This is a genomic window from Streptomyces sp. NPDC053048, from assembly GCF_044547045.1.
In the GTDB taxonomy this organism is placed as follows: Bacteria; Actinomycetota; Actinomycetes; order Streptomycetales; family Streptomycetaceae; genus Streptomyces.
Map to the genome: position 1 here is coordinate 23,011 of NZ_JBITZS010000001.1, position 16,699 is coordinate 39,709.

The 16,699-nt window shown below is 71.6% G+C and carries 16 protein-coding genes; 11 read left to right on the forward strand and 5 right to left on the reverse strand.

Annotated elements, in window-relative coordinates:
* The first annotated feature begins 65 nt into the window (after nucleotides 1-65).
* The 3 genes from ACIG36_RS00115 (at nucleotide 66) to ACIG36_RS00125 (ending at nucleotide 3,749) form a co-directional block, all read left to right on the forward strand.
* On the forward strand, nucleotides 66-1,856 hold the full coding sequence (locus ACIG36_RS00115; RefSeq protein WP_399919498.1) for a DEAD/DEAH box helicase: 1,791 nt from the start codon (nucleotides 66-68) through the stop codon (nucleotides 1,854-1,856).
* A gap of 323 nt (nucleotides 1,857-2,179) precedes the next feature.
* A complete protein-coding gene (locus tag ACIG36_RS00120; RefSeq protein ID WP_399919500.1) occupies nucleotides 2,180-2,821 on the forward strand; it encodes an IclR family transcriptional regulator in 642 nt (213 codons plus the stop codon).
* Between the two features lie 91 nt (nucleotides 2,822-2,912).
* Complete coding sequence (locus ACIG36_RS00125) at nucleotides 2,913-3,749, forward strand: PDZ domain-containing protein (protein ID WP_399919502.1); 837 nt, start codon at nucleotides 2,913-2,915, stop codon at nucleotides 3,747-3,749.
* A 211-nt stretch (nucleotides 3,750-3,960) separates the two neighbouring features.
* Here the strand turns inward: ACIG36_RS00125 and ACIG36_RS00130 are convergent, their stop codons facing one another.
* Nucleotides 3,961-4,425: an Lrp/AsnC family transcriptional regulator gene (locus tag ACIG36_RS00130; RefSeq protein ID WP_399919504.1), complete on the reverse strand. Its 465-nt coding sequence runs from the start codon at nucleotides 4,423-4,425 to the stop codon at nucleotides 3,961-3,963.
* A gap of 124 nt (nucleotides 4,426-4,549) precedes the next feature.
* Between ACIG36_RS00130 and hppD the strand changes: the two genes are divergently transcribed.
* Together hppD and ACIG36_RS00140 are read left to right on the forward strand one after the other, a co-directional pair.
* Nucleotides 4,550-5,695 carry a 4-hydroxyphenylpyruvate dioxygenase gene (gene hppD, locus ACIG36_RS00135; protein ID WP_399919506.1) on the forward strand — a complete coding sequence of 382 codons (1,146 nt, stop codon included), beginning with the start codon at nucleotides 4,550-4,552 and terminating at the stop codon, nucleotides 5,693-5,695.
* 46 nt (nucleotides 5,696-5,741) lie between these two features.
* Entirely contained in the window at nucleotides 5,742-7,115 is a 1,374-nt protein-coding gene (locus ACIG36_RS00140) for an FAD-binding oxidoreductase (protein WP_399919508.1), read from the forward strand.
* A gap of 143 nt (nucleotides 7,116-7,258) precedes the next feature.
* Here ACIG36_RS00140 and ACIG36_RS00145 read toward each other — a convergent pair whose 3' ends face one another.
* On the reverse strand, nucleotides 7,259-7,675 hold the full coding sequence (locus tag ACIG36_RS00145; protein ID WP_399919510.1) for an SsgA family sporulation/cell division regulator: 417 nt from the start codon (nucleotides 7,673-7,675) through the stop codon (nucleotides 7,259-7,261).
* A gap of 249 nt (nucleotides 7,676-7,924) precedes the next feature.
* Between ACIG36_RS00145 and ACIG36_RS00150 the strand changes: the two genes are divergently transcribed.
* The gene (locus ACIG36_RS00150; protein ID WP_399919512.1) at nucleotides 7,925-9,289 is read left to right on the forward strand and encodes an RDD family protein; all 1,365 of its coding nucleotides are present in this window, start codon (nucleotides 7,925-7,927) and stop codon (nucleotides 9,287-9,289) included.
* An 86-nt stretch (nucleotides 9,290-9,375) separates the two neighbouring features.
* The gene (locus tag ACIG36_RS00155) at nucleotides 9,376-10,038 is read left to right on the forward strand and encodes an RDD family protein (RefSeq protein ID WP_399919514.1); all 663 of its coding nucleotides are present in this window, start codon (nucleotides 9,376-9,378) and stop codon (nucleotides 10,036-10,038) included.
* 12 nt (nucleotides 10,039-10,050) lie between these two features.
* Here ACIG36_RS00155 and ACIG36_RS00160 read toward each other — a convergent pair whose 3' ends face one another.
* Nucleotides 10,051-10,299 carry a hypothetical protein gene (locus tag ACIG36_RS00160; protein ID WP_399919516.1) on the reverse strand — a complete coding sequence of 83 codons (249 nt, stop codon included), beginning with the start codon at nucleotides 10,297-10,299 and terminating at the stop codon, nucleotides 10,051-10,053.
* A gap of 317 nt (nucleotides 10,300-10,616) precedes the next feature.
* Here ACIG36_RS00160 and ACIG36_RS00165 point away from each other — a divergent pair, with 317 nt between their 5' ends.
* Nucleotides 10,617-13,037, forward strand: coding sequence for an immune inhibitor A domain-containing protein (locus tag ACIG36_RS00165; protein ID WP_399919518.1), 2,421 nt, complete (start codon nucleotides 10,617-10,619; stop codon nucleotides 13,035-13,037).
* A 137-nt stretch (nucleotides 13,038-13,174) separates the two neighbouring features.
* Complete coding sequence (locus tag ACIG36_RS00170) at nucleotides 13,175-13,507, forward strand: hypothetical protein (RefSeq protein WP_399922069.1); 333 nt, start codon at nucleotides 13,175-13,177, stop codon at nucleotides 13,505-13,507.
* 6 nt (nucleotides 13,508-13,513) lie between these two features.
* Here ACIG36_RS00170 and ACIG36_RS00175 read toward each other — a convergent pair whose 3' ends face one another.
* Both ACIG36_RS00175 and ACIG36_RS00180 read right to left on the reverse strand, forming a co-directional pair.
* Nucleotides 13,514-14,107 carry an isochorismatase family protein gene (locus ACIG36_RS00175; protein WP_399919520.1) on the reverse strand — a complete coding sequence of 198 codons (594 nt, stop codon included), beginning with the start codon at nucleotides 14,105-14,107 and terminating at the stop codon, nucleotides 13,514-13,516.
* Nucleotides 14,108-14,334: 227 nt separating this feature from the next.
* Nucleotides 14,335-15,675, reverse strand: coding sequence for a nicotinate phosphoribosyltransferase (locus ACIG36_RS00180; RefSeq protein WP_399919522.1), 1,341 nt, complete (start codon nucleotides 15,673-15,675; stop codon nucleotides 14,335-14,337).
* A gap of 113 nt (nucleotides 15,676-15,788) precedes the next feature.
* Between ACIG36_RS00180 and clpS the strand changes: the two genes are divergently transcribed.
* On the forward strand, nucleotides 15,789-16,100 hold the full coding sequence (gene clpS, locus ACIG36_RS00185) for an ATP-dependent Clp protease adapter ClpS (protein WP_399919524.1): 312 nt from the start codon (nucleotides 15,789-15,791) through the stop codon (nucleotides 16,098-16,100).
* Nucleotides 16,100-16,693: a DUF2017 domain-containing protein gene (locus ACIG36_RS00190; protein ID WP_399919526.1), complete on the forward strand. Its 594-nt coding sequence runs from the start codon at nucleotides 16,100-16,102 to the stop codon at nucleotides 16,691-16,693. The genes clpS and ACIG36_RS00190 overlap by 1 nt, the downstream gene beginning before the upstream one ends.
* Nucleotides 16,694-16,699: the final 6 nt, after the last annotated feature.

The window sequence follows — 16,699 nt, forward strand, 5'->3', positions numbered from 1 at the left end:
GGGAGCCGCCGCGGACGCGGGTAGGCTGACGCGGTTGCCGTTCGCCGACCAGCCCGACGGAGACCGTGACTACCACCACCGCCAACCACCATCTCTCGCCCGCCTTCCCCGGCAGGGCCCCCTGGGGTACCGCGAACAAGCTGCGCGCCTGGCAGCAGGGCGCCATGGACAAGTACATCCAGACCCAGCCCCGCGACTTCCTCGCCGTGGCCACCCCGGGCGCCGGAAAGACCACCTTCGCCCTCACCCTCGCCTCCTGGCTGCTGCACCACCACGTCGTCCAGCAGGTCACCGTGGTCGCGCCCACCGAGCACCTGAAGAAGCAGTGGGCGGAGGCCGCCGCCCGGATAGGCATCAAGCTCGACCCCGAGTACAGCGCCGGGCCGCTGGGCCGCGAGTACCACGGCGTCGCCGTCACCTACGCCGGCGTGGGCGTGCGGCCCATGCTGCACCGCAACCGCAGCGAGCAGCGCAAGACCCTCGTCATCCTCGACGAGATCCACCACGCCGGCGACTCCCGCTCCTGGGGCGACGCGTGCCTGGAGGCCTTCGAGCCGGCCACCCGCCGGCTGTGCCTGACCGGCACGCCCTTCCGCTCCGACACCAACCCCATCCCCTTCGTCACGTACGAGGAGGGCAACGACGGCATCCGCCGCTCGTCCGCCGACTACACCTATGGCTACGGCAACGCGCTGGGCGACGGCGTCGTGCGGCCGGTCATCTTCCTCTCCTACAGCGGCAACATGCGCTGGCGCACCAAGGCGGGCGACGAACTGGAGGCCCGGCTCGGCGAGCCCATGACCAAGGACGCGGTCTCGCAGGCCTGGCGCACCGCCCTGGACCCGCGCGGCGACTGGATGCCCAACGTGCTGCGCGCGGCGGACAAGCGGCTGACCGAGGTCCGCAAGTCCATCCCCGACGCCGGTGCCCTCGTCATCGCCTCCGACCAGGAGTCGGCCCGCGCCTACGCCAAGCTGATCCGCGAGATCACCGGCGAGGGCGCCACCCTGGTGCTGTCGGACGACTCCGGCGCCTCGCAGCGCATCGACGACTTCTCGCACGGCGACGACCGCTGGATGGTCGCCGTCCGGATGGTGTCCGAGGGCGTGGACGTCCCCCGCCTGGCGGTCGGGGTCTACGCGACGACGATCTCCACGCCGCTGTTCTTCGCGCAGGCCGTCGGCCGTTTCGTGCGCTCGCGCCGGCGCGGCGAGACCGCCTCCGTCTTCGTGCCGACCATCCCGACGCTGCTGACCTTCGCCAACGAGATGGAGGTCGAGCGCGACCACGTCCTGGACAAACCCAAGAAGGACGGCGACGACGAGAACCCCTACGCCGAGGAGGACAAGCTCCTCGCGGAGGCCGAGCGGCAGCAGGACGAGGACACCGGGGAGAGCGACCAACTCTCCTTCGAGGCCCTGGAGTCGGAGGCCGTCTTCGACCGCGTCCTCTACGACGGCGCCGAGTTCGGCATGCAGGCCCACGCGGGCAGCGAGGAGGAGCAGGACTACCTCGGCATCCCCGGCCTGCTGGAGCCCGACCAGGTGCAGCTGCTGCTGCAGAAGCGGCAGGCCCGCCAGATCGCGCACAGCCGCAAGCGGCCCGACGCCGAGGTCGACCTGCTCGAACTTCCCGCCGAGCGGCGGCCCGTGGTCACCCACAAGGAGCTGCTGGAGCTGCGCAAGCAGCTCAACACCCTGGTGGGGGCCTATGCGCACCAGAGCGGCAAGCCGCACGGAGTGATCCACACCGAGCTGCGCCGGGTGTGCGGCGGACCGCCCAGCGCGGAGGCCACGGCCGGACAGCTCAACGAGCGCATCAAGAAGGTGCGCGAGTGGGCCACGCGCATGAAGTGACCGGCCGCGCATGAAGTGACACAGGCGCCGGACAGGGCGTGGGCGTCCCACCCGGGGCACCCACGCCCTGTCCATATGCTGGGAAGTTGCCCGCCAATGCCGGTAAATCCCCTGCACGCTGACCGGATTGTGGGCAGACTCTTCCGCTGAGCGGACCGGCGGCGCTACGGTGCCGCTCACGCACACGCCCCGTGGCAGCGCCGCCGCGGAGCGCAGCCGGATCATGCGTCAACGGCCGGCGGCCTCTCTTCGCGCGCTGCCGGACGGGACCGGTGGCGCACCCCACCGTGACGAGGGCCGCCTCTCATCGGAGGAGGGGCGTCGTGACCGCGGAGACTTCGCAGACGCTCGACAGGGGACTGCGCGTCCTCAAACTGCTCGCCGAAACCGACCACGGACTGACCGTCACCGAGCTGTCCACCCGGCTCGGCGTCAACCGCACCGTCGTCTACCGGCTGCTCGCCACCCTCGAGCAGCACTCGCTCGTCCGCCGGGACATCGGCGGCCGGGCCCGGGTGGGGCTGGGGGTGCTGCGGCTGGGCCGGCAGGTCCACCCGCTCGTACGCGAAGCGGCCCTGCCCGCGCTGCGGTCGCTGGCCGAGGACATAGGGGCCACCGCCCATCTCACGCTCGTCGACGGCGCCGAGGCGCTCGCGGTCGCCGTCGTCGAGCCGACCTGGACCGACTACCACGTGGCCTACCGCGCCGGGTTCCGACACCCCCTGGACCGTGGCGCGGCCGGACGGGCGATCCTCGCCGCACGCCGGGGCGAGGTCGACAACCCCGGCTACGCCCTCACCCACGGCGAGCTGGAGGCCGGGGCGAGCGGGGCGGCGGCGCCGCTGCTCGGGGTGACCGGGATAGAGGGGAGCGTGGGTGTGGTCATGCTCGCCGACTCCGTCCCCGAGCGGGTCGGGCCACGGGTCATGGAGGCCGCGAAGGAGGTGGCGGACGCCCTGCGCTAGCGCCCGCCGCACCGGGGCGCGGTGACACCGTGCGGGCGGCCCCGGCCGCCCGCATGCCGCGTCCGCCCCACGCGTCAATTAGATTCGCAGCATGCCAGCTCCGTCTCAGCCCGCCCCGTCCAAGCCCTCCGTGCCGTTCGCGAAGGACAAGCGGAAGCGGACCCTCGCCGTCTGCGCCGCCCCCGTCCTGGCCCTGCTCGCGGTCGCCGCCTTCGTGCCGCTGCCGTTCACCATCGCGCAGCCCGGCTCCACCGTGGACGTCCTGGGCTCGGACAAGGACAAGCCGGTGATCACCATCAGCGGTGCCCCGGTCCGCAAGACCAGCGGCCAGCTGCGCATGACCACCATCGAGGCCACCGGTCCGGGCACCGACATCAGTCTGGGCGACGTCTTCTCCGGCTGGTTCCGCACCGACCGGGCCGTCATGCCGCACGACTCCGTCTACCCGGCGGGCAAGACGGACGAGGAGGTCGAGCGGCACAACGTGGCCGAGATGAGGAAGTCCCAGGACTCCGCCGCCCAGGCGGCGCTGCGCTTCCTGCACCGCTCGCCCAAGGAGGTGAAGGTCGACCTCCGGCTGGCCGACGTCGGCGGGCCGAGCGCCGGCCTGCTCTTCACCCTCGGCGTCATCGACAAGCTCGACGGCGACGGCCGCGGCGGCGACCTGACCGGCGGCCGGAAGATCGCGGGCACCGGGACCATCGACCCGGACGGCACGGTCGGCGCCGTCGGCGGCGTCGCCCTCAAGACGCAGGCGGCCGGGCGGGACGGCGCCACGGTCTTCCTCGTGCCCAAGGCGGAGTGCGCGGACGCGCGGTCCGAGCTGCCCGAGGGCATGCGGCTGATCCCGGTCACCGAGCTGAAGGACGCCGTCTCCTCCCTCAAGGCCCTGGCCGCCGGGCAGCGCGTGCCCTCCTGCCCGGCCTAGGGCGTGTCCGGTGGGTCGGCACGGGCCCTGCGACGCTCCCCCAGCTACCGCTGGGAGGTGCCCCCAGGCACGGCACCTCGCCGCGTTGTCGCATCACCCGAGTACGCCCAGTACGCAGGCGATGCTCCGCCTTGCGATGCACCGCACCAGACGCCGCAGGACCCGCACCGACCCACCGGACACGCCCTAGGCATCACCTCACGGACCCGCCCTAGTCCTCCGACGCCTGCTTCACCAGCGGGATGATCCGCAGCGGCACCGGGTTCTCCATGACGATCGCCGTGGACGCCCGGACGATCCCCTCGAAGCCGACCACCCTGTCGATCACCCGCTGCAGGTCGGCGTTCGAGCGGGCCACCAGCCGGCAGAGCATGTCGCCGTGCCCGGTCGTGGTGTGCAGCTCCAGCACCTCGGGGACGGTCGACAGGTGCATCCGCACGTCCGCGCCCTGGCCCTGCTTGATCTCCAGCGTCGCGAACGCGGTCACCGGATAGCCCAGCGCCGCCGGGTCCACGTCCGGCCCGAAGCCGCGGATCACCCCCTGCGACTGCAGCCGGTCCAGCCGCGCCTGGACCGTGCCGCGCGCCACGCCCAGGCGCCGGGAGGCCTCCAGCACCCCGATGCGTGGCTCCTCCGCGAGCAGCTCGATGAGCCGTCCGTCCAAACGATCGATCACCCTGGCCTGCCTCTCGTAGTCATCCTGCACAGATAGCCCGAATCCCTGGGGGCATCGCTATGCAAGATGCCCAATGAAAACGCAAACTATTGCGCACCTTGTGGTTCGGAGAGACCCTGCGGCCATGACTCAGACCACGGATCACACCCCGCACACCGCACGGCAGGCCGATCCCTTCCCGGTCAAGGGGATGGACGCGGTCGTCTTCGCCGTCGGCAACGCCAAGCAGGCCGCCCACTACTACTCCACGGCCTTCGGCATGAAGCGCGTCGCCTACTCGGGGCCGGAGAACGGCAGCCGGGAGACCGCGAGTTACGTCCTGGAGTCCGGCAGCGCCCGGTTCGTCTTCACCACCGTGATCAAGGCGACCACCGACCGCGGCCGCTTCCTCGCCGACCACGTGGCCGAGCACGGCGACGGCGTCGTGGACCTCGCCATCGAGGTGCCGGACGCGCGAGCCGCGTACGCCTACGCCCTCGAGCACGGGGCCACCGGCATCGAGGAGCCGCACGAGCTGAAGGACGAGCACGGCACGGTCGTCCTCGCCTCGATCGCCACCTACGGCCAGACCCGCCACACCCTCGTCGAGCGCTCCGGCTACAGCGGCCCCTACCTGCCCGGGTTCGTCGCCGCCGACCCGATCGTCGAGCCGCCGGCCAAGCGCAACTTCCAGGCGATCGACCACTGCGTCGGCAACGTCCAGCTCGGCCGGATGGACGAGTGGGTGACCTTCTACAACAACGTCATGCACTTCACCAACATGAAGGAGTTCGTGGGCGACGACATCGCCACCGAGTACTCCGCGCTGATGTCGAAGGTCGTCGCCGACGGCACCCGCAAGGTGAAGTTCCCGCTCAACGAGCCGGCCATCGCCAAGAAGAAGTCGCAGATCGACGAGTACCTCGAGTTCTACAACGGCCCCGGCGTCCAGCACATCGCGCTCGCCACCAACGACATCGTCGCCACCGTGCGGGCCATGCGCGCGGCGGGCGTGCAGTTCCTCGACACCCCCGACAGCTACTACGACACCCTCGGCGACTGGGCCGGCGAGACCCGGGTGCCCGTCGAGACGCTGCGCGAGCTGAAGATCCTCGTCGACCGCGACGAGGACGGCTACCTGCTGCAGATCTTCACCAAGCCGGTCCAGGACCGTCCCACCGTCTTCTTCGAGATGATCGAGCGGCACGGCTCCATGGGCTTCGGCAAGGGCAACTTCAAGGCGCTCTTCGAGGCCATCGAGCGCGAGCAGGCCAAGCGGGGCAATCTCTGATCCGGCGATCTTCCGCCCTGCCACGCGTGGTGGCAGGGTGGAGACCATGGGTGATCTGATCAAGCTCCTGCTCGAGGGACTCCCCACCGAGGCCGTTCTCACCGACTCCGACGTCACCGCCTCGTACGCCGGCGACATGGCGAGCTTCTGCGAGGCCGGGGCGCCCGCCGTCGTCGTCCTGCCGCGCACGGTCGAGCAGGTGCGGCACGTCATGCGCACCGCCACCGCGCTGCGCGTGCCCGTCGTGCCGCAGGGGGCCCGCACCGGGCTGTCCGGCGCGGCCAACGCCGTCGACGGCTGCATCGTGCTCTCGCTGGTGAAGATGGACCGCGTCATCGAGATCGACCCCGTCGAGCGGATCGCCGTCGTCGAGCCGGGTGTGGTCAACGCCGCCCTCTCGCGCGCGGTCGCCGAGCACGGCCTGTACTACCCGCCCGATCCCTCCAGTTGGGAACAGTGCACCATCGGCGGGAACATCGGTACCGCGTCCGGGGGCCTGTGCTGCGTCAAGTACGGGGTGACCGCCGAGTACGTCCTCGGCCTCGACGTCGTCCTCGCCGACGGCCGCCTGCTGACCACCGGCCGCCGCACCGCCAAGGGCGTCGCCGGCTACGACCTCACGCGCCTGTTCGTCGGCTCCGAGGGCACCCTCGGCGTGGTCGTACGGGCCGTCCTGGCGCTCAAGCCGGCGCCGCCCGCCCGACTGGCCCTGGCCGCCGAGTTCCCGTCCGTGGCCGCCGCGTGCGAGGCCGTACGGCAGATCATGGCGCGCGGCCACGCCCCCTCGCTGCTGGAGCTGATGGACGCCACGACCGTACGGGCCGTCAACTCCATGACCCGCATGGGCCTGCCCGAGGCGACCGAGGCCCTGCTGCTGGCCGCCTTCGACACCCCCGACCCGGCCCCCGACCTCGCCGCCGTCGCCGAGCTGTGCACCGCCGCCGGCGCCACCGAGGTCGTCCCCGCCGAGGACGCCGCCGAGTCCGAGCTGCTGCTCCAGGCCCGCCGGATGGCCCTGCCGGCCCTGGAGACCCTGCGGCCCGCCACGATGATCGACGACGTCTGCGTGCCCCGCTCCCGGCTGGCCGCCATGCTCGACGGCACCGCCGCCATCGCGCGCGAACACGACCTGACCATCGGCGTCTGCGCGCACGCCGGGGACGGCAACACCCACCCCGTCGTCTGTTTCGACCCCGCCGACCCCGACGAGGCGCGCCGCGCCCGTGCCTCCTTCGACGCGATCATGGCCCTGGGCCTGGAGCTCGGCGGCACCATCACCGGCGAACACGGCGTGGGTGTGCTGAAGAAGGAGTGGCTGGCGAGGGAGGCAGGACCGGTGGCCATGGAGATGCAGCGCGGCATCAAGGCCGTCTTCGACCCGCTCGGCCTGCTCAACCCCGGCAAGGTCCTCGACGGCTGAGAGGCGGCACATGGGGCCCGGACCGCCGATACGGCCGCGCCGCCGTGGGACCGGGCGGCGGCGAGGTTACGCGCGAGTGGCCCCCGACCACCCCAACGAGTTCCCCCACCGCCGGTGCCCCGCACCCGAACGGTCCCCTCCGGCTACGCGCCGGGGGCCAGCAGTTCCCGCAGCGCCTCGTCCAGCGGAAGCCACTCGCGCTCCGCGCCGGGCGCCACCGTGCGCAGCGTCCCCTCCAGCCACGCGGAGACCCCCGCGGCCGGGGCCATCAGCAGCGCCTGACCGTCCGGCGAGGACAGTGCGATGCAGACCATCGGCCGTCCCCGGTCCTTGCCCGGGAAGACCCGCACATCCCCCTCGCCCGTCGCCCTGAACACCCCGTCGACCAGCAGCTCGCGCGAGAAGGTCCAGGTCACCGGCTTGTCCGAGGTGATGTGGAAGGTGATGTGGACGGCGTAGGGGTCGTCCGTACGGTAGGTCAGCCGGGCCGCCACCGGAATGCTTCGCTCCGGCGACAGCACCAGGCCGATCTCCAGCTCTCGTTCCACCACGGTGTGCATGACGTACGCCCTCTCTGCTCTGCTTCCCTCGGCGCGCGGCCCCCTCGCGAGGAGGGGCCCGCCCTTGGAGAGAGCGCTCGGGGCGCACATCATTACGCGACTCGGCGCCCCCGGTACCGACTTTTTCACCTGCCCCGCGCAGTCGCACGGGTGAGTGGTAGGCCCCGGGGACGGTCACAGACCCGAGGGCGGTCTGGTAGACCTGTTGGCTACTCAGTACGGCCGAGCAGATACGGGACACCGGAGACCATGAGCGCACCTACCTCGGGATCCGCTGACAGCAGCCCCGCCAGCGGCTACTATCCCGATCCCTCCATCCCCGGCTACATCCGCTACTGGAGCGGCACCGCCTGGGTGCCCGGCACCAGCAGGCCCGCGCCCGCCGAGGGTGAGCCGATGCCGGCGCCGCCCGCCTCGGTGGCCGCCGCCCCGCTGCCCGCGCTCGCCTCGCCCGTACCGCCCACGCCGCGGCCCGCCGCGCGGCAACTGCCCGACGAGACGGGCCCGGTGTTCCTGGACGAGGACCCCGAGCTGCGCACGGACCGGGGCGAGGAGGAGCCGGCCTGGCAGGCGGACACCGCGCACCAGGACGGCTTCGGCGGCGAGAAGGACCGGCGCGTCTCCTGGGGCGGCAGCCCCGCCGACACCCCGGCCGGTACCCCGGCCGCCACGCCCGCGCTGCCCCGGGCCCGCGACCCGCGCCTCGCCGAGCCGCCCGTGCGCGACGCGGCACCCGAGCCGGGCCCCGCCCCCGCCCCCGTGCCCGTAACCGCCCCCGGCCAGGGCACCTTGAACCTGCGGCCCAAGCCGCACGGCGCCGCCCCCGGCGGGCCGCCCGCCCCCCTGCCGTCCGACGGGCCGCGCCCGGAGCCCGCCCCCGCCCAGCCGGTCGTCGCCCAGCCGGCCGCCGCGCGGACGCAGGCGCCGCACGGGAGCGGAACCGCGCTGCCGGTGCGGCGCCCGGAGTCCGCTCCCGTGCCCGCCGCCACCCAGCCCCAGCCCATGGGCTGGGCCCAGCAGGTGCAGCAGCTCGCCCAGCAGCAGCCCCAGCCCGGCGCGGGCGGCCCCGCCCCGGCCTGGAAGCCGCCCAAGGACGATCCGTTCCTGAGCGCCGCGCAGGCGCAGGGCCGGCCCGCCGGCCTCGGCCGCCGCCTCGCCGCCCGGCTGCTGGACACGGCGGTGCTGGGCGGCCTGGTGGGCGCGGTCGCCGTGCCGTTGTGGGGCAAGTCCGTCGACCACATCGACGCCAAGGTGGAGCAGGCCCGGCAGACGGGCGAGACCGTCACCGTCTGGCTGCTCGACGGCACCACGGGCGGCTATCTGGCCGTCGTGCTGGCCGTGCTGCTGGTCGGCGGGGTGCTCTACGAGGCGCTGCCCACCGCCAAGTGGGGCCGCACGCTGGGCAAGAAGCTGTTCGGGGTGCGGGTGCTGGACATCGAGTCGCACGACACGGCATCGGTGGGCCAAGCCCTGCGCCGGTGGCTGCTGTACGGCGTGCTGGGGGTGCTCGCGGTGGGGGTGCTCAATGTGCTGTGGTGCCTGTTCGACCGGCCGTGGCGGCAGTGCTGGCACGACAAGGCGGCCCGTACGTTCGTGGCGTCGGCGAAGGGCTGAGGCGAAGGGCTGAGGCGAAGGGCTGAACTGACTCGAACGGCATACGGCCGGATGCGCACGCCAGAGCCCCGGGTTCCACTTAGGCCATGAGCAGTGACCAGCCGCAGGACAGCGACCCCTTCAAGAAGCAGCAGCCGTCCGAGCCCCCGCCCTATCCGGGGGCGGGCGCCGGGGGCGGGGGAGGCCAGGGCGGCGGTCCGTCCGGCGGCACCGGCGGCGGTGGTCCGTACGGAGGCGGCGGCCCCTACGGCGGCGGGCCGGGCAGTCCCTACGGCGACCAGTACGGCGCGGCCGATCCGCTGGCCGGGATGCCGCCGCTGGCAAGCCGCTTCAAGCGACTGATCGCGCGCATCATCGACGGGCTCATCGTGAGCATTCCGGTGAGCGTCGTCTTCTCGCTCGCGACCTGGGACTACGACCCGTGGAAGGACCAGGGCAAGTCGACGGGCCTGTCCATCATCATCGCGCTCGTCTACTTCCTCTACGAGGGCCTGATGCTGACCACGCGGGGGCAGACGCTCGGCAAGATGGCGATGAGGATCCGGGTCGCCATGCTGGACAACGGCGCGATCCCGGAGGGCCGGCCCGGCTGGACGCGCGCGGCGGTCTACTCCCTGCCGGAGATCGTGCCGTGCTGCGGTTTCGTCTTCTGGCTGGTCAATGTGTTGTGGTGCACCTGGGACGAGCCGTACCACCAGTGCATCCACGACAAGGCGGCCAAGACCGTGGTGGTCTCGACCGTGGAGTGAGGCCCGGTCCGCTCAGCGCTCTCCCGCCGCGGACCCCGCGTGCGCGGGTGTGCGCGGTTCGGGCAACGGGGCGTCGGCGAGGGCGTGTTTGCGCGGCACCGGCACGAGGGCCGCGACCACGAGCCCCAGGGCGAGCGCGACGAGCGCGATCAGTGCGACACCCAGGACCGACGAGGCCCGTGTCAGCAGCAGCATGGCGAGGGTCGACAGGACGACGGTGGCCGATCCGTAGGCGATCTGTGCAGGAGTCGGACGCGACATGGCGGGATCCGTCCTCAAGGCAGTGACAGGGGGGCGCGGAGCCGGCTGGTACATACAGCAATCCGACTCTACGGTGCTCTCTGCCCGAGCGGAACTGGCGGTAAGCGTGACCTAACCCACGGTACTCGGAGCATCAGGGGCGCACGGGGTCATCGCGCCCGCCAAGGGATGCTACCCACGCGCCCGTTGTGGGCCGATATTCGCAACTTAAAGACCGGATAACGTACTTGCTGGACGCGGCCCAGTCAAGATCTGTCTTTTCTTGATTCTCTCCGGTCAAATACCTCCACAGTTCTTACTGGGGAGGACATTCACAAGTGAAGAGCAGCCAACGGCGGATCGCCCGATCCGCCGCCGTGGCCGTCGTGGCCGCCGCGCTCGGCGCGGGGACCCTGACGGCGGGGATCGCGCAGGCGGCGGGCGTGACCGGCCCGTCCGGCGCGGACCAGGGGCCCGTCTCCGTCCAGCGCCAGGACCCGGCGCAGACCGGCCGTGCCGTCGAGCACGACCTCAAGGGCCCGTTCAGCAAGAAGAAGGAAGCCCAGCGCAAGGCCGCGCTGGAGCAGGTCATCTCCGGGGACGCCAAGGCGGAGCAGCGCGGCGCGTCGAAGGTCGTCCAGCTCGGCAGGGGGAAGTACGTCGAGCTCGCCCGTGAGAAGACCGACCGGATCTTCACCATCCTGGTCGAGTTCGGCGACAAGGTCGACGACACCACGATGCACGACCCGGACGGCCCCGAGGGCCCCAAGCCGCCCGTGAAGAAGTACGGCGGCACGCCCGGCCCGGCGCACAACACGATAGCCGAGCCGGACCGTGCGAAGGACAACAGCACGGCCTGGCGCAAGGACTACGACCGCAAGTACTTCGAGGACCTGTACTTCTCCCACGACAAGGACAAGGAGTCCCTGGCGAAGTACTACGAGAAGCAGTCCTCCGGACGCTACTCGGTCGAGGGCACGGTCACCGACTGGGTCAAGGTCCAGTCCAACGAGGCCCGTTACGGCTCCAACTACTGCGGCTCCACCAACTGCGCCAGCGCCTGGGACCTCGTCCGCGACGGCGTCAACCAGTGGGTGAAGGACCAGAAGGCGGCCGGCCGCGGCGACGCCGAGATCAAGGCCGAGCTGGCGAAGTACGACCAGTGGGACCGCAACGACTTCGACGGCGACGGCAACTTCAACGAGCCCGACGGCTACATCGACCACTTCCAGATCGTGCACGCCGGCGAGGACGAGTCCGCGGGCGGCGGCGCCCAGGGCAAGGACGCCATCTGGGCCCACCGCTGGTACGCCTACGGCTCCGACGCGGGCAAGACCGGCCCCGCGAACAACAAGGCGGGCGGCACCCAGATCGCCGACACCGGCATCTGGGTCGGCGACTACACGATGCAGCCCGAGAACGGCGGCCTCGGCGTCTTCGCCCACGAGTACGCCCACGACCTGGGCCTGCCCGACGAGTACGACACCACCGGCACCGGCGAGTCCTCCGTCGCCTACTGGTCCCTGATGTCCTCCGGCTCCTGGCTCGGCGAGGGCAAGGACACCATCGGCGACCTGCCCGGCGACATGAGCGCCTGGGACAAGCTGCAGCTCGGCTGGCTCAACTACGGCAAGGCCAAGGCCGCGACGAAGTCGACGCACAAGCTGGGCGTGGCGGAGTACAACACCAAGGACAAGCAGGCGCTCGTCGTCGAGCTGCCGAACAAGAAGGTCACCACCGAGATCGTCAAGCCCGCCGAGGGCAACGGCCAGTGGTGGAGCGGCCAGGCCGACGACCTGCGCAACACCCTCTCCCGGAGCGTGGACCTCACGGGGAAGTCCAAGGCGTCGCTGGACCTCTCCGGCTGGTGGGACATCGAGGAGAACTACGACTACCTCTACGCCGAGGTCTCCACGGACGGCGGCGCCAACTTCACGCCGCTGGACGGCACCGCCGACGGCAAGGCCATCACCCGCGACGGCGGCGACAAGCCGGCCCTGACCGGTGTCTCGGGCGCGTACCGCAAGCTCTCCTACCCGCTGGACGCCTACGCGGGCAAGAAGATCGACCTGCGCTTCCGCTACGCCACCGACGGCGGCACCACCGGCAGGGGCTTCGCCGCCGACGCCATCACCCTGACCGCCGACGGCCAGAAGGTCTTCACCGACGGCGCCGAGGGTGACGACAACGGCTGGACGGCGAAGGGCTTCTCGCGCATCGGCGCCTCCTTCACCAAGGAGTACCCGCAGTACTACATCGCCGAGAACCGGCAGTACGTCTCGTACGACAAGACCCTGCGCACCGGCCCGTACAACTTCGGCTGGCGGAGCACCAAGCCCTCCTGGGTCGAGCACTACCCGTACCAGACCGGTCTGCTGATCTGGCAGTGGGACACCTCGCAGGCGGACAACAACGTCGGCGTCCACCCGGGGACGGGCCGCATCCTGCCGATCGACGCACACCCCAAGGCCGAGAAGTGGTCGGACGGCTCGCTGATGCAGAACCGCTTCCAGGCGTACGACTCGACCTTCAGCTGGTTCCCGGCCGGGGGCTACACGGTTCACTCCAACGGCGTAGCCGCCAAGGTCAAGGGCAAGCTGGGGGTTCCGGTCTTCGACGACCACAAGAACACCTACTACGACGCCTCGAACCCCACGGGCGGCGTGAAGATCACCGACACCAACACCCGGATCAGGATCCTCACGCAGGCCCCCAGCGGCTCCACGATGACGGTCCAGGTGGGCCCGTCCACCAAGTGACCGCTCGGTAAGCGGTGACACCGCAGGTCAGGACCGCACCGGCCGTCGCCCCCTGGCGGGCGGCGGCCGGTCGTGCCGACAATGCCTCCCATGATGGTCTTATGGACGCCTTCACCCGTACGGGAGGCATGAGGCAGATGGCAGGCGGTGGATTCGCCCGGCTCCTGGACGGCAGCGTGGTCGTCGCCCTGTCACTGGCCGCCCCTCCGGCGGACGGCTCCGCGCCCGGCGCGCGCGTCCGCGTCCTCGTCCACGCCGCCAACCGCGCCCGTGCCCTGACCAGGCTGCGCAACCTCGGGCTGCGCTCCGTCTACCTGCGCGGCAACACCGAGCCGCCCACGCCCGACGAGATCACGGCCGTGCTGCACCACCCGGACGGGATGGTCTGGCGCTCGATCCCCGACGACGACACCGAGTCCTGGCACCCCCTCGCCAGCCTGCTGCGGGACCGCCCCGCGGACGCCGTCTGAGGCCCGTCAGGCGGCCCGGACGACCGGCTTGCCGCTCAGCTCCACGCCCGCCGCCCGCAGCTCCTCCAGCGCCCGCTCCGTGGTGTGCGGGGCGACACCCGCGGTGAGGTCGAGCAGCACGTGGGTGACGAACCCGGCCCGCCGCGCGTCCAGCGCGGTGGCCCGCACACAGTGGTCGGTGGCGATGCCGACCACGTCCACCTCGGTCACCCCGCGCTCGCGCAGCCAGTCGGCGAGCGGCGTGCCGTTCTCGTCGGTGCCCTCGAAGCCGCTGTACGCGGCCGAGTGGGCGCCCTTGTCGAAGACGGCCGCGACGGCGCCGGAGGCGATCACGGGCGCGAAGTTCGGGTGGAAGCCGCTGCCCTCGGTGCCCGCCACGCAGTGCGCGGGCCAGGACTTCTCGTAGTCCGGCTGCTCGGCGAAGTGGTCGCCGGGGTCGATGTGGAAGTCGCGGGTGGCCACGACATGCGCGTATCCGGCGGGCGCCTCGCCCACCAGGTCGGTTATGGCCGCGGCCACGTCGGCGCCGCCGGCCACCGCGAGGCTGCCGCCTTCGCAGAAGTCGTTCTGCACGTCGACGATGATCAGTGCACGGTTCATGGTGCAGATCCTTTGTGAGGGGCCCTCGGCCGACTGTGCGGATCAACCCTGTGTGACCGAGGGTAGTGACTCCGGTGGGGTAATGGGAGGGGCACTCGGGCGCCCCGGAGGTTCGCCCGAGTGCTCCGTCAGACGTGGTCCGGACGTCGTCCAGACATGCTCCAGACGTGCTCCAGACCTGTTCCAGACCTGTTCCTGGTCGTCTCCGGACGTGTTCCTGGTCGTCTCTAGATCTGCTCCTGGACGTATTCCGTGGGCAGGACGGGCTCGCCGCGCGAGAGCTGCGTGGCCGACATCGGCAGCGCGGCACGGGCCGCCGTGTGCCGCTCACGCGCCGCGTCCAGCGGCTCGCGGGCGACGACCTCCCCGGCCCGCACCAGCTCCACGCTCAGCTGCCGGTCCACGAGCTCCGCCGGGACCTCGCCGGTGCCCACGACCTCGGCCTCGGCGACGCCGGCCGCGTCCGCGCGGCGGGCGGCCCACTTGCGGCCGCCGAGGGAGGTCTTTCCGCCCATCGACTTCTTGGCGACGGGCCGCAGCGGGGCGTCGGCCCCGGGGGCGTCCGCGCGGGCCACCAGCTTGTAGACCATCGAGCAGGTGGGGTGGCCGCTGCCGGTCACCAGCTGGGTGCCGACCCCGTACGCGTCCACGGGCGCGGCGGCCAGCGAGGCGATGGCGTACTCGTCGAGGTCGCTGGTGACGACGATGCGGGTGTCCTTGGCGCCCAGCTCGTCCAGCTGCTGCCGCACCCGGTGCGCGAGCAGCAGCAGGTCGCCGGAGTCGATCCGGACCGCCCCGAGGCCGGTCCCGGCGACCTCCACGGCCATCCGCACCGCCTCGGTGACGTCGTAGGTGTCCACCAGCAGCGTCGTGCCCGAGCCGAGGGAGTCGACCTGGGCGGTGAAGGCGTCGCGCTCGCTGTCGTGCACGAGGGTGAAGGCATGCGCACTGGTGCCGACGGTCGGAATGCTGTAGCGGAAGCCCGCGGCCAGGTCGGACGTGGAGGTGAAGCCGCCCACGTAGGCGGCGCGGGCGGCGGCGACGGCCGCCAGCTCGTGCGTGCGGCGCGCGCCCATCTCCATCAGCGGCCGCTCGCCCGCCGCGACGGCCATCCGCGAGGCCGCGGCGGCGACGGCGGAGTCGTGGTTGAGGATCGAGAGGATCACCGTCTCCAGCAGCACGGCCTCGGCGAAGGTGCCCTCGACCCGCATGATCGGCGACCCGGGGAAGTACACCTCGCCCTCGGGGTAGCCCCAGATGTCGCCGCGGAAGCGGTAGTCGGCCAGCCAGTCGAGGGTCGGCCCGTCCACGATCCGCTGCTCGGCGAGGAAGTCGAGCACGCCGCTGTCGAAGCGGAAGTTCTCGACCGCGTCCAGCACCCGGCCGGTGCCCGCGACCACGCCGTAGCGCCGGCCCTCGGGCAGGCGGCGGGTGAAGACCTCGAAGACCGAGCGGCGGTCGGCGGTGCCTGACCGCAGCGCCCCCTGCAGCATTGTCAGTTCGTAACGGTCGGTGAAGAGGGCCGTCGATGGAACGTCGACCGGGAGCCTCAGGTCCGCAGCGTTCATGGAACCAGATGCTACCCCCGACTTTCGTCAGAGTGACGATTTCTGGGCGTGATCTTGTCGGCCGGCACGAAACCCGGACCCCGTTTGTGCGTCGCGCAGGTGCGAGTGGCAGCATGGGAAGCGTGAGTGTTGCACCGGTCGAGATCGAACGGCCCGAAACGGGCGAGTCGCCCTTCGCGGTGGCCGAACCCGATGTCCCATGGGTGACCCTGGTACACAACGACCCCGTCAACCTCATGAGTTATGTGACGTATGTGTTCCAGGCCTACTTCGGCTACCCCAAGGACAAGGCGCACCGGCTGATGCTCGACGTCCACAACAAGGGCCGCGCGACGGTCTCCAGCGGCAGCCGTGAGGAGATGGAGCGCGACGTGCAGGCGATGCACGGCTACGGGCTCTGGGCGACCCTGTCGCAGGACCGTTGATGGCCGGGCACTTCGAGCCGCTTCCCGGCGGCGGGGCGGCCGTTGCCCTGGACGAGGTCGAGATCTCCATCCTGCGCAGCCTGGCCGTGCAGCTCCTCGAGCTGATCGGTCCTGGGGACGCGCAGGGCCCGGAGGCGGCGGACCCGCTGGCCCGGCTGTTCGCCGAGGGCCCCAGCGAGCCCCCGGCCGACCCGGCCCTGGCCCGGCTCTTCCCGGACGCCTACGGCGAGCCGGGCGGCGAGCAGGACCGGGAGCAGCGCGCGCACGCCGCCGAATTCCGCCGCTACACCGAGAACGACCTGCGCGAGCGCAAGCGCGAGGACGCCCTCGGCATGGTCCGCTCGCTCGACTCGCTCAGCGTGGCCGGGGACAGCGGCGCGGTGCTCCGGCTGCCGCCCGAGGGCTGCCGGCAGTGGCTGGGCGCGCTCAACGATCTCCGGCTGACGATCGGAACCCGGCTGGAGATCACGGACGAGGACGACAGCGACCTGCTTTTCCGGCTGCCGGACGAGGACCCGCGCAGGCCGATGGTGATGGCCTATCTGTGGCTCGGGGGCCTTCAGGAGACGCTGGTGGAAGCGCTGATGAGCTGAGTACGG